General features: G+C 66.8%; 12 protein-coding genes. 4 read left to right on the top strand and 8 right to left on the bottom strand.

Annotation, left to right across the window (positions count from 1 at the left end; genetic code table 11):
* Positions 1-5,544, bottom strand: a 5,544-nt coding sequence (locus ACK59X_RS07705; RefSeq protein ID WP_409956301.1) for an alkaline phosphatase D family protein, incomplete at its 3' end; no start/stop codon positions are given.
* A 98-nt stretch (positions 5,545-5,642) separates the two neighbouring features.
* Here ACK59X_RS07705 and ACK59X_RS07710 point away from each other — a divergent pair.
* The gene (locus ACK59X_RS07710) at positions 5,643-7,388 is read left to right on the top strand and encodes a hybrid sensor histidine kinase/response regulator (RefSeq protein ID WP_409956302.1); all 1,746 of its coding nucleotides are present in this window, start codon (positions 5,643-5,645) and stop codon (positions 7,386-7,388) included.
* Positions 7,389-7,404: 16 nt separating this feature from the next.
* Here the strand turns inward: ACK59X_RS07710 and ACK59X_RS07715 are convergent, their stop codons facing one another.
* The gene (locus ACK59X_RS07715) at positions 7,405-8,058 is read right to left on the bottom strand and encodes a response regulator (RefSeq protein WP_409956303.1); all 654 of its coding nucleotides are present in this window, start codon (positions 8,056-8,058) and stop codon (positions 7,405-7,407) included.
* A 193-nt stretch (positions 8,059-8,251) separates the two neighbouring features.
* Positions 8,252-9,310 (bottom strand): quinone-dependent dihydroorotate dehydrogenase, encoded by a 1,059-nt coding sequence (locus ACK59X_RS07720; protein WP_409956304.1) that lies wholly within the window; start codon positions 9,308-9,310, stop codon positions 8,252-8,254.
* 47 nt (positions 9,311-9,357) lie between these two features.
* Between ACK59X_RS07720 and rpiA the strand changes: the two genes are divergently transcribed.
* Entirely contained in the window at positions 9,358-10,047 is a 690-nt protein-coding gene (gene rpiA / locus ACK59X_RS07725) for a ribose-5-phosphate isomerase RpiA (RefSeq protein ID WP_409956305.1), read from the top strand.
* 109 nt (positions 10,048-10,156) lie between these two features.
* Here the strand turns inward: rpiA and ACK59X_RS07730 are convergent, their stop codons facing one another.
* The 5 genes from ACK59X_RS07730 to ACK59X_RS07750 form a co-directional block, all read right to left on the bottom strand.
* A complete protein-coding gene (locus ACK59X_RS07730) occupies positions 10,157-10,822 on the bottom strand; it encodes a DUF4124 domain-containing protein (RefSeq protein ID WP_409956306.1) in 666 nt (221 codons plus the stop codon).
* 37 nt (positions 10,823-10,859) lie between these two features.
* Positions 10,860-12,905: a M3 family metallopeptidase gene (locus ACK59X_RS07735; RefSeq protein ID WP_409956307.1), complete on the bottom strand. Its 2,046-nt coding sequence runs from the start codon at positions 12,903-12,905 to the stop codon at positions 10,860-10,862.
* Between the two features lie 41 nt (positions 12,906-12,946).
* Complete coding sequence (gene folD / locus ACK59X_RS07740) at positions 12,947-13,801, bottom strand: bifunctional methylenetetrahydrofolate dehydrogenase/methenyltetrahydrofolate cyclohydrolase FolD (RefSeq protein WP_409956308.1); 855 nt, start codon at positions 13,799-13,801, stop codon at positions 12,947-12,949.
* Between the two features lie 66 nt (positions 13,802-13,867).
* On the bottom strand, positions 13,868-14,494 hold the full coding sequence (locus ACK59X_RS07745; RefSeq protein WP_409956309.1) for a response regulator transcription factor: 627 nt from the start codon (positions 14,492-14,494) through the stop codon (positions 13,868-13,870).
* Positions 14,491-17,052: a PAS domain S-box protein gene (locus ACK59X_RS07750; RefSeq protein ID WP_409956310.1), complete on the bottom strand. Its 2,562-nt coding sequence runs from the start codon at positions 17,050-17,052 to the stop codon at positions 14,491-14,493. Before ACK59X_RS07750 ends, ACK59X_RS07745 begins: the two co-directional genes overlap by 4 nt.
* Before the next feature lie 240 nt (positions 17,053-17,292).
* Here ACK59X_RS07750 and aceE point away from each other — a divergent pair, with 240 nt between their 5' ends.
* Positions 17,293-20,010 (top strand): pyruvate dehydrogenase (acetyl-transferring), homodimeric type, encoded by a 2,718-nt coding sequence (gene aceE / locus ACK59X_RS07755; RefSeq protein WP_409956311.1) that lies wholly within the window; start codon positions 17,293-17,295, stop codon positions 20,008-20,010.
* An 18-nt stretch (positions 20,011-20,028) separates the two neighbouring features.
* Positions 20,029-20,245: biotin/lipoyl-containing protein (locus ACK59X_RS07760; RefSeq protein ID WP_409956312.1), on the top strand; the 217-nt coding region annotated here is incomplete at its 3' end.

The raw sequence follows: 20,245 nt of genomic DNA on the forward strand, positions 1-20,245 counted from the left end.
GGTGAGGATGTTGCCGGGCCCGTAGACGTCCATGGCCACCCTGGCGGTGCTGCCAGCCCCGGGCTCCTCGGTGATCGTGATCTTGGAAAACTGCCGCGGGGCATCCGAGGCGAAACGCGCGGTGGACACCATGGCTGCATCGGCGTCGCTGCCCGGTGCATGCACCGGCTGGTCGAAGGTGAAGTCCGACGGCTGGGCGTTGGCGAAGGGCAGGCTGGCATTCCACGCCGAACACACGAGGTTGAGCGCCGTCGCGGACTTGCCCTGGCTGGTGAGTTCCAACTCGACCAGTGCGCTCAGGTGGTAATCACCGGCCACGAAGATGAGGCCCTCGATTTCATTCTGCACAATGAAGCGCACCAGCCTGCGCCAGCTGGCCGGGTAGCCGAGCCAGTTGTCCGCGGCCAGGCAGGTGGCGGGTTCGGCCACGAAACGCTTCTCCGGCAGGGCGAAAACGCTGCCGCTGCACAGCAGCTTGGGGCCTTTGGGGTGGGCCAGCAGCCAGCGTTCGATGGCCTCCATCTGGCGCTCGCCCACGATGTGGGCATCCCTCCAGTTGCGCAGCGTGCGGGCGCTGCGCTCCGTGCGCGTATCGGCGGCGAAGGCGGGGATGCCACCGACGTCGAACTCGTGCCACAGGCCGCGCTCCACGGTCCATCCCTTGGGGGTGAGGGACAGGCTGGGCAGGTCCTTGCGGTGAAAGCGAGACTGGTAGGCCGCGGCCGCCAGGAAACCGTTGAAGAAGCGCTGTCCGCGCAAGGAGTCTGCCGTGGCGTTGTCCGCCCCGTCCAGGTTGTCGTCGAACTCATGGTCGTCCACCACCAGCCAGACGGGAAGGCGTGAAAACAGCTGGCGTGTGGCGGCGCCGCCCCAGCTCTCGCGGTAGCGCTGTGCACCGCGCTCATCGCGTTCCGTGGTCTCCGCGATATTGGCCATGGCATCGGCATAGATCTGGTCGCCCAGCAGCAGCAGGGCCTGAGCGGGTGACGTGGCATCGTCGATGTGCTGCTCCATGTCGCCGGCCAGCGCGTCGATCGCACGGCGCTCGAACGCCATGCCCGGCCAGCGGCAGGAACTGGCGAGAAAACTCACCGCGGGGCGCGTGTGGGCGTCGCTGGTCCAGCGCTGCCACCAGGGCAGCGCAGCCAGGTCGAGAATGACTGGCAGCGATTCGCTCGTTGCAGGGCTCTGAACGGCACCATCGGGCGCCACCGCCCTGGCGGTACCGGACCCCTGGGGAAGGCAGCGCAGCGTCAGGCTGATCGGGGGCAGGTCCTGGAACGGCAGCTTCTCGCTTTCCTCCAGCACGCAGGTCCAGTAGTAGCCCTGTCCGGTGGGGGGCAGGGCCGGGGGAATGGTCTGCGCCACCACGCCGGGAAACGCCGTCACCTGGGCGCTATCGCACAGCACCCCGCCGATGCGGACCTCCGGTGCCATCGGCGTGCTGGTCGTGTCGAAATACTGCTCCACCCAGATCACCAGCCGGCGCCGGCGCTTTTCTCCTTGCAGGTACCACTCCGCTTGCAGCATGGGGCCGGTCAGGGGCCGGATGGGTGCGATGAAGTCCCGGTCGGCCAGATCGGTGTCGCTGGACTGGCCCACCGGGCGTGGCAGGTCGGGGTCGATGTGGCAGCCATCGGCGATGTCCTCGAATGCGGCCGGCTGGTCGAGAAAGCGGGTGAGGTGCGGATAGATGTCCTGGTGGGCATTCTTGCCGAACAGGAAGTCCATGTGCCCATAGCCCTTGCGGATGAAGGTGCGCACCACCCGGTCGGGACTCTGTGCGAAGACCCGTCGCAGCCGGTTCCAGGTGCGTGCCGCGCCGCGCGGGTCGAACACCTTGTTTTCAAGCCCGTGCACGAACAGCGTGGGGAAGTGCCAGTTCGCGAGGAAGTTGTCTTCGAGCAGGTAGGCGTTCTCGCCCTCGCGGTTGGTCAGCCGCTCGCGCAGCACGATGAAGTACAGCTGGCGGAACACCTCGACGCCGGCCACGCCGACCAGTTCGCCGAGCCGCTCGTGCGTGCGCGGGTCCAGGTTGGCATGCATCCATTCGCGCCCATAGAAGGCAGTCATCCGGTTGCATATGGCGCAGCCTGCGCCGGGCGAGTCGCGGTGCGCTTCGTGCAGGCTTCGCTCTTCATCCGTCCAGGCCAGGGTGGCCGCAAACCGGTCCAGCAGTTCGTCGGCAGGGCCTGGCTTGGCAGGCAGCAGGGGGTCGATGCGTTCGTTGCCCGTCAGCAGGTTGCGGTAGAGCGCGGCCAGTGCGCCCGAGAAGCGGTTGGACACGGAGGGCACCACCCAGGGGTGCACCGCATGGATGATGGCCGCGCGCACCTTGGCGGTGTCAAAGCGCGCCTGCAGCGTTGCCATGGCGAAGGCGCCCGCACCCACGCAGTGCGCGAACACGTCGATGGGCTGGCCCCCCGCCTGGGCATGCACGCGGTCGATGGCTGCCGGGATGTCGTTGTGCGCGATATCGTCCATGGTGTGCGCATCGCGCGCATAGCCCAGGCGGTTGGACATGCGGTTGTCCAGCAACCAGACGGTATAGCCCGCGTGCACGAAGTGGCCTGCCAGGTTGGTATCGACGGTGTCCGTTGCATACACGCCGCTGCCGTGGGCCAGCCCGTGGATGAAGAGGACGTGCCCCACGCTCTCGGGGTGGCGGTAGACCGTGAGCTGCAGCTCGATCTGTTCCTGGTCGCCGCTGCGGCGTGCCGTCTTCAGCACCTCGGCCTGCGGCTGTACGTCGATGCCCTGTGCCGTCTTCAATGCGGGGTGGGGGGGCAGGGCTGGGCGCGTGTACTTGGCGTAGTCCAAGCCCCGCAGGGACCAGAAATGCGTCTGCATCACCGCGCGCAGCCACAGGGAGGCGAACGATGCCAGTCCGACGATGGAGGCCGGCGTGTTCGCCGTCTCGCGGATCTGCAGCCGCAGCCGGCTCACGAGGTCCGCGAGATCAACGCGCAGCGCAATCTTCCAGGGTGCGCTGTCGTCCTTGCTGCGCAGCTCGAAGTCCAGCATCGTGAGCGCTTCCCAGAGGGGGCGCGCGCCGTTGCGGTAGGCCAGCAGCTTGCTGCCCCGGGCGACGATCTCCATCGCCTTGTCCGCAGCAGCGCCCTGGGGCTGCAGGGTGAAGTGGTAGTCGAGCGTGCGGTAGTTCGTGTGCAGCCATCCCGCGCGGGAGAAGCCGAGAAGCTTGCGGAACCAGCCGGAAGTGAAGTACTGGGACATTCCGCCGGGCCTGCGCTTGAGGTAGGTGGCGACAGCGAGCAGCCAGCGCCAGCCCCTGCGCAGGACGCCGGCCCGCTCGAGCGCAAGCAGGGACACCTGCCCGGAGCCGCGCAGCAAGGGCTCGCCCTTCAAGGCATCGGAGTGGATCGATGGCCAGCCCGGGATGGCATTGGCGTAGATCGCCAGGGAGGCAGCCCATGGGCGCGATGGCTCGGCCAGCCACTGGTGCAGGTCGACCGCCACCTCCACAGCCGCGATCAGGGCGCGCGGCTGCGTGGCGGCCTCGGCGCTCAGCGCCGGGTCGTGCGCGGACAGGAGCTGCCGGGCCCAGTCGGGCAGGTGGTCCTTGTCCGAGCCGCCCAGCAGGTGCTCGTGGATGCGAAAGACCATGGCACTCCCGGGGCCGGCGGGCGCCGCTTCGGCCACGCGGGGCTGGAGTTGCGCCACTTGCGGTGCGGGGCCTGGCGTGGCTTGAGCGGGCGCGGCGCTGCGCTGGCCCGTCTGCGCCAGCTCGCGGGCGATGTCCCGCGCCGCGAGCAGGGACAGGGCGGAGATCGTGACGAAGGGATTGACGCCCAGGGCGTGCGGAACGATGGCTCCGTCCAGCACGTGAAGGCCCGCGTGCACCTCGCTTCCTGCGCCCTTGAACACGGCACCGCGCCAGTCGACCACCCCCCGGCTTCCGTCGTCGCCCATGGGGCAGCCGCCGAGCGGGTGCACGGTGATCGATTTTTCCTGCTGGCCACCGGAGATGATCTCCGCAAAGCCATCGGGGGCCGGATGCCACAGGGGGTTGGGAAGGTAGTCGCCGCCATCGAAGCCGCCGGCCGCATGCGCCTGGTTGAATGCGCGGTGCACGGCCTGGTAGTAGCTGGCACTGCCGGCCGTTGCGGCGCCGCTGTCGGGGGACCAGCGCACGTCCAGCTCCAGGGCATCCGGGTCCGCAGGGTCTGTTGTGCCCGACGGGGTGCGCAGCAGGATCTTCCCGTTCGATGCGTCCTGGCCCATGGCCAGCAGCAATTGCGCGTGGCGTGCCGCGTCCGGTGGCAGGGCCAGGGGGTCGTCGGTGCCGGGGAAGCGCGCATCCACGTCGCGCACATAGCGGTGCAGGGTCGCCAGCGTGTGGCCCAGCGTGCTGGTGGCCTGGGCAAGCGCGGAGGGAATGGCGCCGTCCTGCACCAGGATTTCCTGCTGCACGCCATCCACCTCCAGGGGCACGCGCAGCGTTCCCGAGATGGTCGGGCCGATATCCCGGCTGGGGCTGGTGTCGCCGGCTTCGGGGGCCGAGACGGCATGGACGGCCTGGCGCTGGCGCCAGCCCATCGCAATCACGTCGCCGTTGGTGGAAAAAGACGAGCCGAGCGCCTCGGAGCGCGGCAGCTGGAAGGACCGCAGCAAGAGCTCGGTGCTGCCCAGGCTGCCTGCGCTGGCGATGACGGTGTGCGCGTCGATGCAAAATTCGATGGGCGAGGTGTTGCGGCTGCCCGCCGAGCACCGGAAATGCACGCGCCAGCGCAGCTCGCGTCCGTTCGCGCTGCGTGCGGGGGTCTCCAGCGGCTCCACACGCAGGGCGGTGCCGCCGACGAAGAAGCGCGCACCGCGCGCGTGCGCAGCCGGAATGAGGTTGGTGGCCAGGGAGCCCTTGGCACCGACATTGCAGCCGGTGAAGCAGTTGCCGCAGTGCACACAGGCCTGCATCTCCACCCCGTGTGCATTGGTTCTCTGCGTGTTCGAGATGGTGAGGTCGACCGGCTGGGCCGCCTGCGCCTGCAGCCCGCCCGCAAGCCGCGAAAGGGCCTGGAATTTGGGGAGGCCTGGCGCCCCCGCAAGGGGCGCCGCCTCCAGCGCCGAGACGACTTCGTCCAGGGCATGCACCAGGGCTTCGCGCCGCTCACCACCGCTTTGGTATACACGCGGCCACCAGTCCTGGTCGAAGGTGTCTGGCGCGGGCTTGAACGCCACGCCGGCGTTGATCAGGGAGCCACCTCCCAGGCCGCTGCCCGTGAGCACGGCCACTGCATCGAAATTCTGGACATTGAGCAGCGCCTGCGCGTTCCCCAGGGCTTTTCCGCTGGCGCCGCGCTGCAGCCGCAGGTGGCCGGGTAGGTGGCCGATGTCTTCGGGAAATTCCCCGAGCGCATACTCCCTGCCCCTCTCGATCACCCAGGTCTCCACGCCCGGACCGGCCAGTTCCCGCGCGGCGAAGCTTCCTCCATAGCCAGACCCCACAATCAGCACATCGCAGCTGGGGTTTGGGTTGACCTGCAGCATCGTCTCGATCGACTCGGACCAGCGAGAATGGGTCGCCATAGGGCCTTTCCGTGGGCATTGGTTTTTGAGTAACAATTGTTTACATGCATTTTCTACCGCCATTTCCCGTTGATGCCAATCACCCATTGGATGTAGCAATGGCGCGCGAGTCGCTGCGGCTGCGGGCACAGCAGTCGGTCAGCGCGCGCACCATGGTGGTGGTGGCGGCCATCGTGGCGGCGATCTGCTTCGGTTTTTCCACGCCTGCCTGGCGCGTGCTGGCGTGGATGGTTCCCGTGGTGCTGATGGCCCAGATCAATTCGGTCCTCAGTGCGCGTGCGCTGGCCGTGCTCGACTCGGCAGACGCGGCCGCGCTGTCCCAGCAGCAGACCGATCATTGGTGGATCACCGTGGCCAACCAGGCTTTGATGGGGACCACCGTCTGGTGGATCGGCTATGGCACCAGCGGGGGCATCGCGACCTTTGCCACGGTGCTGCAGCTCATCTACCTGGGCGGCGCGCTGGTGAATGCGTCCACCCATCCGTCGACCTTCATCGCCGGGGCGTGGATCAACCTCGCCTTCGCGGCGGTGTTCTGGCTGACCCAGGGCGGCACCAACGGCCTGCACCTGGCGCTGGCCTTGTTTGGTGTGGGCCGGGTGGTCGCGGCCTCGTCACGGCAGACGGCGCAGGCATTCCGCGATTCGCTGCAGATCCGCTTCGAGAACGCGGACCTGATGCGCCGGCTGGGAGAGGAAAAGCAGGTGGCCGAAGAGGCGAATGCCGCCAAGTCGCGCTTCCTGGCTGCGGCCAGCCATGACCTGCGCCAGCCCCTGCACGCCCTGCTGGTGTTTTCGTCCCTGCTGCACCGCCACGAGACACCTCAGACCGCGCAGTTGATCGCCCATATCCGCGATGCGGCAGGCTCGCTGGACAAGCTGTTCTCGGGGCTGCTCGATCTGTCCAAGCTCGAAACCGGCAGTATCGTGCCGCAGATGCAGGCGCTGAACATCGCCGCCATGGTGCGCGATCTCGCGCGCGAGTTCGAGCCGCGGTGCGCCGCCAAGGGGGTGACCATCGAGGTCGAGGGGGATGCGCAGGCCTGGGTGCTCAGCGACGCCTTCCTGCTGGAGCGCATCCTGCGCAACCTGGTGGACAACGCGGTGAAGTACACCAACGATGGCGGCGTCATGGTCAGCGTGTTCGCGCGGGAAAGCGTGGTGGAGCTGCAGGTGCGCGACACCGGCATCGGCATTGCCCATGAGGCGCAGGCCCGGGTTTTCGAGGAGTATTTCCAGGTCGGAAATCCCTCGCGCGATCCCGGGCAGGGCAGTGGCCTGGGCCTGGCCATCGTGCGCCGCCTGGCAACCTTGCTCGGGCTGGAAATGGGCATGCATTCCAACCCGGGCCAGGGCACCACCTTCACCCTCACCTTGCCCCAGGCGCCGATTTTCGAAAGCACGGGCGTCGGCGCCCTGTCGGCGCCAGCCGAGCCCGTGCTGACCATGGCCGTGGATGTATGGCTGGTCGAGGACCATGCCCTGGTCCGGATGGCGACCACCCAGGCACTCGAGTCATGGGGCTGCAAGGTCACGCAGTGGGAGGGCATGCCCCCGGATGCCGCCATCGAAGCAGCCACCGCAGCCCCGCATGCGCTGATTGCCGACTACCGGCTCGCAGGAGACGCCACCGGCCTGCAGGTGGCGCAGCGCCTGCGATCCCGCTGGCCTGCGCTGCCCGTGGCCATCATCACGGGCGACCCCGGCATCAATCTCCACGAGGTCGAGCGCCTGGGCAATATCGCGATGTGGCAAAAGCCGGTGCTGCCCTCGTTGCTGATCAAGTGGCTGGCCGATCTCGGTGAGCAGGTGCCTGAACGCGAGGCCCGAGCCTCGGCCCACTAAGAACCTGTTCAAAGTGTCAGGCGATGCGCACGCCCTGCCGTGCGCAGACGTACACCGCCTCGGTGCGGCTTTGGACGTTGAGCTGGCGAAAGATGACGCTCAGATGCGATTTCACCGTCTGGTCGCTGATGTTGAGCTCGCGCGCAATCACCTTGTTGGGCAGGCCGCGCAGGATGGCTGCCAGCACATCGCCCTGGCGCTGCGTCAGCTCGGGGAAGGCCTGGGTCAGGTCGCTGGGCAGATGGTTGTCCGGTGCGGGGCCGGCCGTCCTGCCGGGGCCGGAGAGCAGGGTGGCGGGCAGGTAGATGCCGCCCGAGGCAATGGTGTTCAGGGCGAGCAGCAGTGTTTCCGGCTCGGAGTCCTTGGCGATGAAGCCGACCGCGCCGTTGTCGATGGCGGTGCGCACCAGCGCCGCGCTCTTCTCGCCCGACAGCACGATCTGGCGCGCCTGGGGCACCAGTTCGCGGATGGCCACCATGGCCTCGGCACCCGAGAGGCCTTCCATGTGCCAGTCCAGCAGCACGATGTCCGCGGGTTGCTCACGCAGTTTGGCGAGCCCTTCTTCGCAACTGCCTGCGATCTGGGTGTCGATTGCAAAGCCCAGCTCGGCCAGCAGCAGGCGAAGTCCCTCTCGAAACAGGGAGTGATCGTCGATGACAAGAACATTCATGGGTTGGAACTACGGAGCATTGCCGCAGCACCCAGGGGGCCACGTGCATTGTCAAAAATGGAATGGATTGCCATCGGATGACACATTTGGTATCAAGCGACTATGCCACGGTCTTGGCGTGCATGCTCTGTAACACCGCCAATTTTTACCACTTGGTGGAATCTTAACCGCGTACCGGGGCTTGCCGGACGGGTCAGCCCATGCCCTTGATGGCCTGTGCCGCACGGGTCACGAGGGCCGGGCCCTCGTAGATCAGCCCGGTGTAGATCTGCACCACGTCCGCGCCCGCGCGGATCTTGCTCACTGCATCGTCGGCGCTCATCACGCCGCCCACACCGATGATGGGGAACTGGCGGCCCAGCGCGGCACGCAGCTGGCGGATCACGTTGTTGCTGGCTTCGAGCACCGGTGCGCCGCTCAGCCCGCCGGTCTCCTCGGCATGGCGCAGGCCCTTGACGGCATCGCGGCTGATCGTGGTGTTGGTTGCGATCACGCCGTCCATGCCGTGGCGCTGCAGCGTGGCGGCGATCACCGACACCTGCTCCTCGCTCAGGTCCGGGGCGATCTTCACGAAGATGGGCGTGCGCTTGCCGGCCTGCTGCGCCAGCACTTCGCGGCGCGCGGCGATCGCACCCAGCAGCCCGTCCAGCGCTTCGTCGCTCTGCAGGGCGCGCAGGTTCTGGGTGTTGGGCGAGCTGATGTTCACCGTCACATAGTCGGCATGGGGGTAGACGCCGTCCAGGCAGGTCAGGTAGTCGCTGGTGGCGTTCTCGATGGGTGTTGTGGCGTTCTTGCCGATGTTCAGGCCCAGAAGCATGCGCGGGCCCCGGCCCTGGGCCTGCTCGCGAAAGCGCGATCGCTGCACGTTGCGCAAAAAGGCGTCCAGCCCTTCGTTGTTGAAACCCAGGCGGTTGATCAGGGCGCGCTTTTCGGGCAGGCGGAACATGCGCGGCTTGGGGTTGCCGGGCTGGGCCTTGGGCGTCACGGTGCCCACCTCCACGAAGCCGAAGCCCATGGCGCCCAGGGCGTCAATGACACGCGCGTTCTTGTCCAGCCCGGCGGCCATGCCCACGCGGTTGGGAAAGCTGAGGCCCGCCAGCTCGATGGGGTCGTCCACCCGGGTGGTGCACCAGGCCCATTGCAGCGGCGTGCGCTGCCCGCGCGCCAGCATGTCCATGGTGAGTTCGTGTGCAGCCTCGGCATCCAGGCCGAAGAGGAAAGGGCGGGTGAGGGCGTAGGGGATCAGGGACATGGAGGGATGACAGGGGATAATTGCGCAATTACCCCTGATTTTCCCCCATGACGACCTCTACCCCCCTGACCCAAGACGAACTCAAGGCCCTCGTAGGCCAGGCTGCCCTGCAATACGTGGTGCCTGGCGAGATCGTGGGGGTGGGCACGGGCTCCACCGTCAACAAGTTCATCGACGCACTGGCCAGCATGAAGGACCGCATCAAGGGCGCCGTGTCCAGCTCCGTGGCCAGTACCGAGCGCCTGAAAGCGCTGGGCATCCCCGTGTTCGACGCCAACGAGGTCGAGTCCCTGTCCGTGTACATCGATGGCGCCGACGAGATCGACGGCCAGGGCCACATGGTCAAGGGCGGCGGCGCCGCACTCACGCGCGAGAAGATCGTGGCCGCACTGGCGGGCCGCTTCGTCTGCATTGCCGACGAGTCCAAGCTGGTGCCCGCGCTGGGCAAGTTCCCTCTGCCAGTGGAAGTGATCCCCATGGCGGCAGCCCACATCGCCCGCCGCTTTGCGGCCATGGGTGGCAAGGCGACGATTCGCCAGAAGGACGGCCAGCCGCTGGTCACCGACAACGGCCAGCACATCCTGGATGTCACGGGCCTGTCCATCACCGAGCCGCTGGCCTTCGAGTCCGACGTCAACCAGTGGCCCGGCGTGGTCACGGTGGGTGTGTTCGCGCACCAGAAGGCCTCGGTCTGCCTGCTGGGAACGGCCCAGGGCGTGAAGACGCTGAGCTACTGATCCCGCGTGAGCCCCTTTTGGAGGGGCTGCGCCAGCAAAATGACAATGGGCCGCAGTAGCGGCCCATTGTCTTGGCGGGTACAGGGCAGGCAGATGCCTGCCAGCAGGCTCAGAACCTGATGCCCGCCGGATTGGTGGGCGACGGGCCTTCGGTAGCCGCCGGTGCCGGGCGCGCGCGTGGCGAAGCCGTAGCGGCCGCCGCGTTCGAGGCGGGGGCCGCAGCAGGGGCTGCCGGCGCCGCGACCGCCACCAGTGGCGTGGCTGGGGGACGACGGTAGTTGGCCGACAATTGCGACGCCTTGGGGTAGCCCGCCGCATCCAGGTACTGCGTCCACTCTGTGTCAGAAAAGCCGGCCATGCGCTGGGCTCCGATGGTGCCGTAAGGCAACGAGGTGTCTCCGCTGAGTTTGCGCAGCGCGTCAAGATCCTCGTTGGTGGTCACGGTACGCTCCGTGAAGGGCACACCCCGGTTCACCAGCAGGCTGCGTGCACTGGCACAGGGCGAGCAGTCGCTACCGGTGTACAGCGTGACGGGAAAGCGCTGGGCGATGCGCGACAGCTCCAGCGGCAGGCCGGTAGTGCCGCCCACGGCACCCGTTGCCGGGTTGGTGGTGCTGGTCGTGGCCTTGGCGGCATTGTCGGGCGCCCGGTCCGAGAAGGTGACCTTGCCGTCGGGTCCGACGATGCGGTACACCGTTTGCGCCTGCGCTGCACTACAGGCCAGCAGGACCAGCATGGGGGCCAGCATCGGCAGGGACAGCAGGTTCTTGCGCATCGTCTTTCTCCTCGGAATCCGGTTATGGTGGGGAAACTCAGGCCGCGGCCGGCCCGGCCATGCCCTGGTGGCGCATCAGCGCATCCAGGCGCGGCTCGCGGCCCCGGAAGGCCTTGAACGACTCCATCGCCGGCCGGCTGCCACCCGCCTCCAGGATGGCTTCGCGGTAGCGGCGGCCGGTCTCGGCGCTGGGCTGGCCGTCGCTGCCCACGGTCTCTTCAAAAGCCGCATAGGCGTCGGCGCTCAGCACCTCGGCCCATTTGTAGCTGTAATAGCCCGCAGCATAACCGCCCGCGAAGATGTGACTGAATGTGTGCGCCGTGCGGCTGAAGGCCGGCGGCTGCAGCACGGCCACTTCGGCGCGTACCTGCGCCAGCAGGGGCATGATGTCCTGGGCAGGGTCGTGCTCGGTGTGCAGCAGCATGTCAAAGAGCGAGAACTCGATCTGGCGCAGCGTCTGCATGCCGCTCTGGAAGTTCTTGGCGGCGATCATCTTGTCGAACAGCGCGCGCGGCAGCGGCTCGCCCGTGTCCACGTGGGCCGTCATGTGCTTGAGCACATCCCACTCCCAGCAGAAGTTCTCCATGAACTGGCTGGGCAACTCCACCGCATCCCACTCCACACCGCCGATGCCCGAGACATCGCGCTCGTTCACCTGGGTCAGCATGTGGTGCAGGCCGTGGCCGAACTCGTGGAACAGGGTGATCACATCGTCGTGCGTGAGCAGTGGCGGCTTGCCATCCACGCCACTCGCGAAATTGCACACCAGGTGCGCCACCGGGGTCTGCAGCACGCCGGTGTCGGGGCGCAGCCAGCGGGTGCGCACGTCATCCATCCAGGCGCCACCGCGCTTGCCGGTGCGCGCGGGCTGGTCCAGGTAGAACTGGCCCACCAGGGTGTCGCCACGCTCGATGCGGTAGAACTCCACGGCAGGGTTCCACACGGGGGCACTGTCGCGGCGAATGGCCACCTCGAACAAGGTCTCGATGATCTTGAACAGGCCGGCCAGCACCTTGGGTGCCGTGAAGTACTGCTTGACCTCCTGCTCGCTGAAGGCATAGCGGGCCTCCTTGAGCTTCTCGGAGATGTAGGGCCAGTCCCAGGCCTTTGGATCGGCCAAGCCCAGGTTGGCGGATGCGAAGGCACGCAGGTCGGCCACGTCCTTCTCGGCATAGGGGCGGGCGCGGTGCGCCAGATCGCGCAGGAAGCTGACCACCTCGGCCGGCGAATCGGCCATCTTGGCCACCACCGAGACTTCGCCGAAGTTGGCATAGCCCAGCAACTGCGCTTCTTCCTTGCGCAGCGCGAGGATTTCGCTGATCAATGCAGTGTTGTCGTACTTGCGGGCATCGCCCTCGGCCTGGTCGGAAGCCCGGGTCACATAGGCGCGGTAGATCGTCTCGCGCAGCGCGCTCCGGTCGGCGAACTGCATCACCGGCAGGTAGCACGGCATCTTGAGCGTGAGCTTGTAGCCGTCCTTGCCCTCGGCCTGGGCAGCGTCGCGCGCGGCCTGCAGCACATCCGAAGGAATGCCGGCGACCTCGGCATCACTGGCGTAATAGGCAAAAGCGTCCGTCGCATCGAGCGCGTTCTCGCTGAACTTCTGGCTCAACTCGGCCTGGCGCTCCTGGATTTCGGCAAAGCGGTCCTTGGCCGTTCCGGTCAGCTCCGCGCCGCTGAGCACGAAGTTGCGCACCGCATTCTTGTGCGCCTGGCGCTGCTCGCTGGTCAGGGTGGCCGGATCGATGGCCTTGTACTTGGCGTACAGGCGCTCGTCGGCGCCCAGGCGGGTCCAGAACTCGGTCACGCGGGGCAGGGCGGCGTTGTAGGCGGCGCGCAGCTCGGGGGTGTCTGCCACGCTGTTGAGGTGGCTCACCGCGCCCCAGGCCGTGCCCAGCTGTTCGGTGGCCACGTCCAGTACCTGGGCGATGGCATCCCAGCGGGCGGGAAAGTCGGGGGCGGTCACCGTCTCCAGCGCCACATTGGCACGCTCGAGCAGCACATCGACCGCAGGGGCGACGTCCTCGGGCGTGATGCGGTCAAACTGGGGAAGGCCGGAAAATTCGAGAAGGGCGTTGCTCATGCGGTGTAGATGGCGCCTCGGGGCGTAGGTTCAAGGATCTTTTACCGGGCGGCCGTGCGTTCGGCCGCCTCGATGGTGTTCACCAGCAGCATGGTAATGGTCAGCGGGCCGACCCCGCCAGGGACGGGGGTGATCCAGCCGGCCACTTCCTTGACGCCCTCGAAGTCCACGTCGCCGCAGAGCTTGCCTTCGGCGTTGCGGTTGATGCCCACGTCGATCACGATGGCGCCGGGCTTGACCATGTCGGCCGTGAGTGTGTTGGCGCGGCCCACGGCGGCCACCACCACGTCGGCCTGGCGCGTGTGGTAGCCCAGGTCGGGCGTGCCGCTGTGCGTCACGGTCACGGTGGCATTGGCCTGCAGCAGCAGCAGGGCCATGGGCTTGCCCACGGTGTTGCTGCGCCCGATGACCACGGCATGCTTGCCCTTGAGCGACTGGCCGGTGGATTCAATCAGCTTCATGCTGCCGTACGGGGTGCAGGGGCGAAAGCCCTCCAGCCCGGCCATCAGCTCGCCGGCCGACAGCACGGAATAGCCGTCCACGTCCTTGGCGGTGGAAATCGCCTCGATCACCTTGTGCGGGTCGATGTGCTTGGGCAGGGGCATCTGCACCAGGATGCCGTGCACGGTCGGGTCGGCGTTCAGCGCGGCGATGCGGGCCAGCAGCTCGGCCTCGCTCAGGGTGGCTTCGTACTTCTCGAAGACCGAGCGCACGCCGCTGTCCTCGCAGGCCTTGACCTTGTTGCGCACATAGACGGCCGAGGCCGGGTCTTCGCCCACCAGGATCACCGCCAGGCCAGGCTGGTGGCCGCGCGCGGTGAGGGCGGCGGCGCGCTGGGCGACTTCGCTGCGCAGTTGGCGGGAGAGGGCGGTGCCGTCGATGAGTTGGGCTGTCATGGCTGGAATTCGGATCGAAAAGGGCGCCGGGTGGCGCCCTGGTGGGGAACTTGGCTATGTATGGGCTCAGCCCTTGGGGGCATTTTGGCCCAGGGCGATCTTGAGCAGATCGGCCACGGTGTTGGCATTGAGCTTTTCCATGATGTTGGCGCGGTGCGCCTCCACTGTCTTGATGCTGATCCCGAGGTCGTCGGCGATCTGCTTGTTCAGGCGGCCGGCGACGATGCGTTCGAGCACCGGGGCCTCGCGGCTGGTGAGCTTGGAGAGCAGGGCGTCGCGGCTGGCGGCCTGCTGGTAGCCGGCAAAGGCCTCGCGGGCGTGGTCCAGCATGCGCTCGACCAGGCCGACCAGCTCTTCCTCGTCAAAAGGCTTCTGGATGAAGTCGAGCGCGCCCTTCTTCATGGTGTTCACGGCCATGGGCACGTCGCCGTGGCCGGTGATGAACACGATGGGCAGCGGGGACTTGCGCTCGATCAGGCGGTCCTGCAGCTCCAGGCCGGTCATGCCGCCCATGCGGATGTCCACGATCAGGCAGGCCACTTCGCGCGGGTCGTAGCGCGACAGAAAGGTCTCGGCCGAATCAAAGCAGCGCACCCGGTAGTCCTTGCCTTCCAGCAGCCATTGCAGGGAGTCTCGGACCGCTTCGTCATCGTCCACGACGTATACGGTGCCTTTTTTCGGAATCAAGCTCATGCAATTGTCCTTGGAGTATGTGCGTTTGCTACAGAATTTGTAGTGTCATCGGCAGGCTTGGCGAGCGGCAACCAGAAGGAGAACCTGCAGCCCGTGACGTCTGAACCATTGTAGATGTTCTCTGCATGCATCCGGCCCTGGTGCGACTCGACGATGCTGCGGCACAGATTGAGGCCCATGCCCATGCCTTCCTGCTTGGTGGAGAAGAAGGCTTCGAACAGCCGCTCCAGCACCTCGGGCGCCAGGCCCTTGCCGGTGTCCAGCACCGAGAACTCGACCACGTCGCGGTCTTCGATGGTCTTGGGGACCACGCGAAGCTCCACGCTGCGGCCGGCTGTGGGGCGGTTGGCCTGCTGGATGGCCTCGGCGCCATTTTTCATCAGGTTCACCAGCACCTGCTCGATCAGGATGGTATCGGCCATCACGGGCGGCAGGCGCGCGGCGATGTACAGCGTGAGCCGCACATGGTGGCGGCGCAGCTCGATGTCGGCCAGCTCCACGGCCTCGGTCACCATGGAATGCACATCGGCCAGCGCCCGGTTGGGCTCGCTCTTCTTCACGAAGGAGCGGATGCGCTGGATGATCTGCCCTGCGCGCTGGGCCTGGTGGGCCGTCTTCTGCAGGGCGGTGAGCAGGGCTTCTTCCGTCAACTGCCCGCTCTGGATGCGCGAGACCATGCCGCTGCAGTAGTTGTTGATGGCCGTGAGCGGCTGGTTCAGCTCGTGCGCCACGCTGGATGCCATCTCGCCCATGGTGATCAGCCGGCTCACCGACTGGGCGCGCTCGGCCTGGCGCGAGGCCTGTTCCTCGGCCTGGCGGCGCGGCGTGATGTCGGTGGCGATCACCATCTGCGCCAAGCGGCCGTCCACCCAGTTCAGGTAGCGCGAGCGCACCTCCAGCCACTTGCCCAGATCGGGCAGGAAGATCTCGGCGTTTTCGGTGCGCGCGCTGGTCAGCGTGTCGGTGGGCAGGCCCATCAGGCCGTCTTCGTCGTCCACGCCCGAGCTGGTGCTGCCCGCCACCGGCACCACGCCGGCCTGGGCCACCAGCTGCAGGTGGCCGCCGGTCTGCGAGCCGAACCACTGGCGGTACAGCTTGTTGGCGAACAGCAGCTCCTCGCTGCCCAACGGCGCCACGGAGACCGAGGCGTCGAGCGATTCGAGCACGATGGTGAAGCGCTCGTGCGAGGCCGAGAGCTGCTCGCGCACCCGGTTGGGCTCGGTGATGTCGGTCATCGACGTCATCCAGCCGGTCTGGTGTCCGTGCGCGTCGATCAGCGGTGAAACGTACAGGCGCGCGTCGAACAGCGTGCCGCTCTTGCGCCGAACCCGCACCTGAAAGCCGCCGACGATGGTCTTGCCGCTGAGTTCATCGCGCAGCTTGGCGTGCAGGGCCTCATGGTCCGAGTCGGGCCAGTAGGGGAAGGGCGCCTTCAGGCCCACCAGCTCGGCCTCGCTCCAGCCCGTCATCTGGCAGAAGGCGGCGTTCACGTAGGTGATGCGGCCCTCCATGTCCAGCGCGCGCATGCCGGTGAGGATGGAGTTCTCCATCGCGCGGCGGAAGTTGGTCTCGGCCACCAGGGCCTGCTGGGCCTGCATGCGCCGGCGCGTGTGGCGCCAGGTGGCGATCAGCATCCAGGCCGTCATGGCGGAAAGGGTACCCACCAGCCAGAACAGGCCGCTGCCCACCACCCCCAACGAGGTGCGGTAGGCCTGGGCGCGCAGCACCAGCCCGTTGCCTACGGGGGAGACGGGCACCTCGTATTCATTGGCGCGCGGGCTCCAGGGCAGGAACTGCGTGGCCGGGTTGCGCGGGCCCAGCGGGGTGCCCGCCAGCACCTGGTTCTTGCTGTCGAGCAAGGTCACAGCGTAGCGCGCCAGCACCTCGGTGGGCGTGCCGTAGCGCAGCAGGCTGTCAATGGAGTATTCGCCCAGCACCACGCCGCTGAACTTGCCCTGGTTGTTCAGCGGCACCTGCAGCTGCAGCAAGGGGGTGATGTCGCCCGCCGTGGCGGCCGGCTGGGCATACACGGGCTGCTGCAGGTCGCGCGCCAGGCCGTAGGTGTCGGCCGTGTCGCCGGCCTTGAGCACCTCGCCGGCGATGCGCAGTTCGCTGCTGGCCAGGGTGGGCGCGGCGTGGCTGGCGCGGATGCGGCGGCGTTCGTCGATCCAGGTGATGGCCTGCAATTCGGGGTACTGGCTGATCAGCGTCTCGGCCCGGCTCACGAACTCGGATCGCTCCAGCTCCTGGTTGGACAGGTCGCGCGCTATGCGCATCAGCTGCTCCTGCCGTTCCAGCAGGCGCAGGCGCACCCGCTGCTGGGCGTATTCCACATCGCGGCGCAGGGCTTCCTGCTCGCGCTCGGCCTCTTCGGCGCGCAGGTACCAGAAGGCCGCCACGATGGCCGCCAGGAACATCAGCACCGCTGCCAATGGGGCCAGCGCGGCAAACCGGTCCTGCCGGGTGGGCGAGAGGCTGCGCCACCACTTGCGCCACCAGCGCGCAGGGGCCGCGATGGGCGAGACCGTAGGGGAGGGCGCGGGATCGGTGGCTTGCATGTCCCCTCAAGTGTAGAGGAGGTGCACACCTGGTTACGGACAGCCCGGGGAAACCTGTCCACGATCCGTTGGCTGCGGGCTCGCGGGCAAGGAGTGGACGTTTTGCGAACGCCCGTTCTTGTGCACTTGCAGCAAAATCTCATAATGCGATATTGATGGGCACCATTTGAAATTGGCAAAAAGTTGTGAGAAACTAGGGACAGTCATCTAAATTGCTGCCACACCTACAGGAGACAAAGCATGTCAGCTCAGCCCGATCCTCAGGCCGCGTTCGGCCTCGGTACCGACGTCGATCAGCAGGAAACCCGCGAATGGATGGACGCGCTGTCCGCCGTGATCGACAAGGAGGGCCCGGAGCGCGCCCACTTCCTGCTTGAACAACTCCTCGAACATGCGCGCCAGAGCAGCATCGACATGCCGTTCTCTGCCAACACGGCCTATGTGAACACCATCGAAGCCGACCAGGAAGCCCATTGCCCCGGCAACATCGCCATTGAAAAGCGCCTGCGCGCCTACATGCGCTGGAACGCCATGGCCATGGTCGTGCGCGCCAACCGCCTGAACCCCGCCGACGGCGGCGACCTGGGCGGCCACATCGGCTCCTTCGCCTCGGTGGCCAGCATGTTCGGCGCCGGCTTCAACCACTTCTGGCATGCGGCCAGCGAGAACCACGGCGGCGACCTGCTGTACATCCAGGGCCACAGCTCGCCCGGCATCTATGCGCGCGCCTACCTCGAAGGCCGCCTGAGCGAAGAGCAGCTCGACAGCTTCCGCCAGGAAGTGGATGGCAAGGGCCTGTCGAGCTACCCGCACCCCAAGCTGATGCCCGAGTTCTGGCAGTTCCCCACGGTGTCCATGGGCCTGGGCCCACTGATGGCCATCTACCAGGCACGCTTCCTCAAGTACCTGCACGCCCGTGGCATCGCCAACACCGAAAACCGCAAGGTCTGGGTGTTCTGCGGCGACGGCGAGATGGACGAACCCGAGTCGCTGGGCGCCATCGGCCTTGCCGCGCGCGAAAACCTCGACAACCTGGTCTTCGTGATCAACTGCAACCTGCAGCGCCTGGACGGCCCGGTGCGCGGCAACGGCAAGATCGTGCAGGAGCTGGAAAGCGAGTTCCGCGGCAGCGGGTGGAACGTCATCAAGCTCCTGTGGGGCAATGGCTGGGACACCCTGCTGGCGCGCGACAAGACCGGCAAGCTCAAGCAGCTGATGATGGAGACGCTGGACGGCGACTACCAGGCCATGAAGGCCAACGACGGTGCTTTCGTGCGCAAGAACTTCTTCGGCCGCTACCCCGAGACGCTCAAGCTCGTCGAGCACATGAGCGACGAAGAGATCTTCGAGCTGCGCCGCGGCGGCCACGAGCCCGCCAAGGTGTATGCCGCCTTCCACGCCGCCAACGAGCACAAGAACCAGCCCACCGTGCTGCTGGTCAAGACGGTCAAGGGCTACGGCATGGGCAAGGCCGGTGAAGGCAAGAACACGGTGCACCAGACCAAGAAGCTCTCGGACGAGGATATCAAGTACATCCGCGACCGCTTCAACATCCCGATCCCGGACAGCCAGCTGGCCGACATCCCGTACTACAAGCCAGCCGAGGACACGCCCGAGATGCAGTACCTGCACGAGCGCCGCAAGGCCCTGGGCGGCTACCTGCCCAAGCGCCTGCCCAAGGCCGAAGAGAGCTTCACCGTGCCCGCGCTGGAGACCTTCAAGGCGGTGCTGGAGCCCACGGCCGAAGGCCGCGAGATCTCCACCACCCAGGCCTACGTGCGCTTCCTCACGCAACTGCTGCGTGACCAGGCCCTCGGCCCGCGCGTCGTGCCCATCCTGGTGGACGAGGCCCGTACCTTCGGCATGGAAGGCCTGTTCCGCCAGATCGGCATCTACAACCCCAAGGGCCAGCTGTACACCCCGGTCGACCGCGACCAGGTGATGTACTACAAGGAAGACAAGGCCGGCCAGATCCTGCAGGAAGGCATCAACGAAGCCGGCGGCATGGCCAGCTGGATCGCTGCCGCCACCAGCTACAGCACGAACAACCGGATCATGATCCCGTTCTACGTGTACTACTCGATGTTCGGCTTCCAGCGCATCGGCGACCTGGCCTGGGCCGCGGGCGATATGCAGGCCCGCGGCTTCCTGCTGGGCGGCACCTCGGGCCGCACCACGCTCAACGGCGAAGGCCTGCAGCACGAAGACGGCCACAGCCACATCCTGGCCGGCACCATCCCCAACTGCGTGAGCTACGACCCCACCTTCGCCCACGAAGTCGGCGTGATCATGCACCATGGCCTCAAGCGCATGGTCGAGCGCCAGGAAAACGTCTTCTACTACCTGACCCTGCTCAACGAGAACTACGCCATGCCCGGCCTGCAGCCCGGCACGGAAGAGCAGATCCTGAAGGGCATGTACATCTGCAAGCAGGCGCCTGCCCTGGCTGCTGATGCACCCACGGTGCAACTGCTGGGCAGCGGCACCATCCTGCGCGAATCCTTCTTCGCCCAGGAGCTGCTCGAAAAGGACTGGGGCGTGGCCGCCAGCATCTGGAGCTGCCCAAGCTTCAACGAACTGGCCCGCGACGGCCAGGACGTGGAGCGCTGGAACCTCCTGCACCCGACGGAAACGCCTCGCGTCTCCTTCGTGGCCGAGCAACTGGGCAAGACCACGGGCCCCGTGGTCGCCTCCACCGACTACATGAAGAACTACGCGGACCAGATCCGCTCGTTCATCCCCGCCGGCCGCACCTACAAGGTGCTCGGCACCGACGGCTTCGGCCGCAGCGACTTCCGCAGCAAGCTGCGTGAGCACTTCGAAATCAACCGCCACTACATCGTCGTGGCGGCCCTCAAGGCGCTGTCCGAAGAAGGCAAGGTGCCTGCCGCCAAGGTGGCCGAAGCCATCGCCAAGTACAACATCCAGGCCGACAAGGTCAACCCGCTCTACGCCTAAATCGAACCGGAGACAACAATGGCATTGGTCAACATTCAAGTCCCGGACATCGGCGACTTCGACGAAGTCGGCGTGATCGAGCTGCTCGTGAAGCCCGGCGACACCGTCAAGGCGGAGCAGTCGCTGATTACGGTGGAATCGGACAAGGCCTCGATGGAGATCCCGTCGAGCCACGCAGGCGTGGTCAAGGAACTCAAGGTCGCCGTGGGCGACAAGGTCAAGCAAGGCTCGGTCA

This window comes from Acidovorax sp. (assembly GCF_046339755.1).
Lineage (GTDB): Bacteria > Pseudomonadota > Gammaproteobacteria > Burkholderiales > Burkholderiaceae_C > Acidovorax.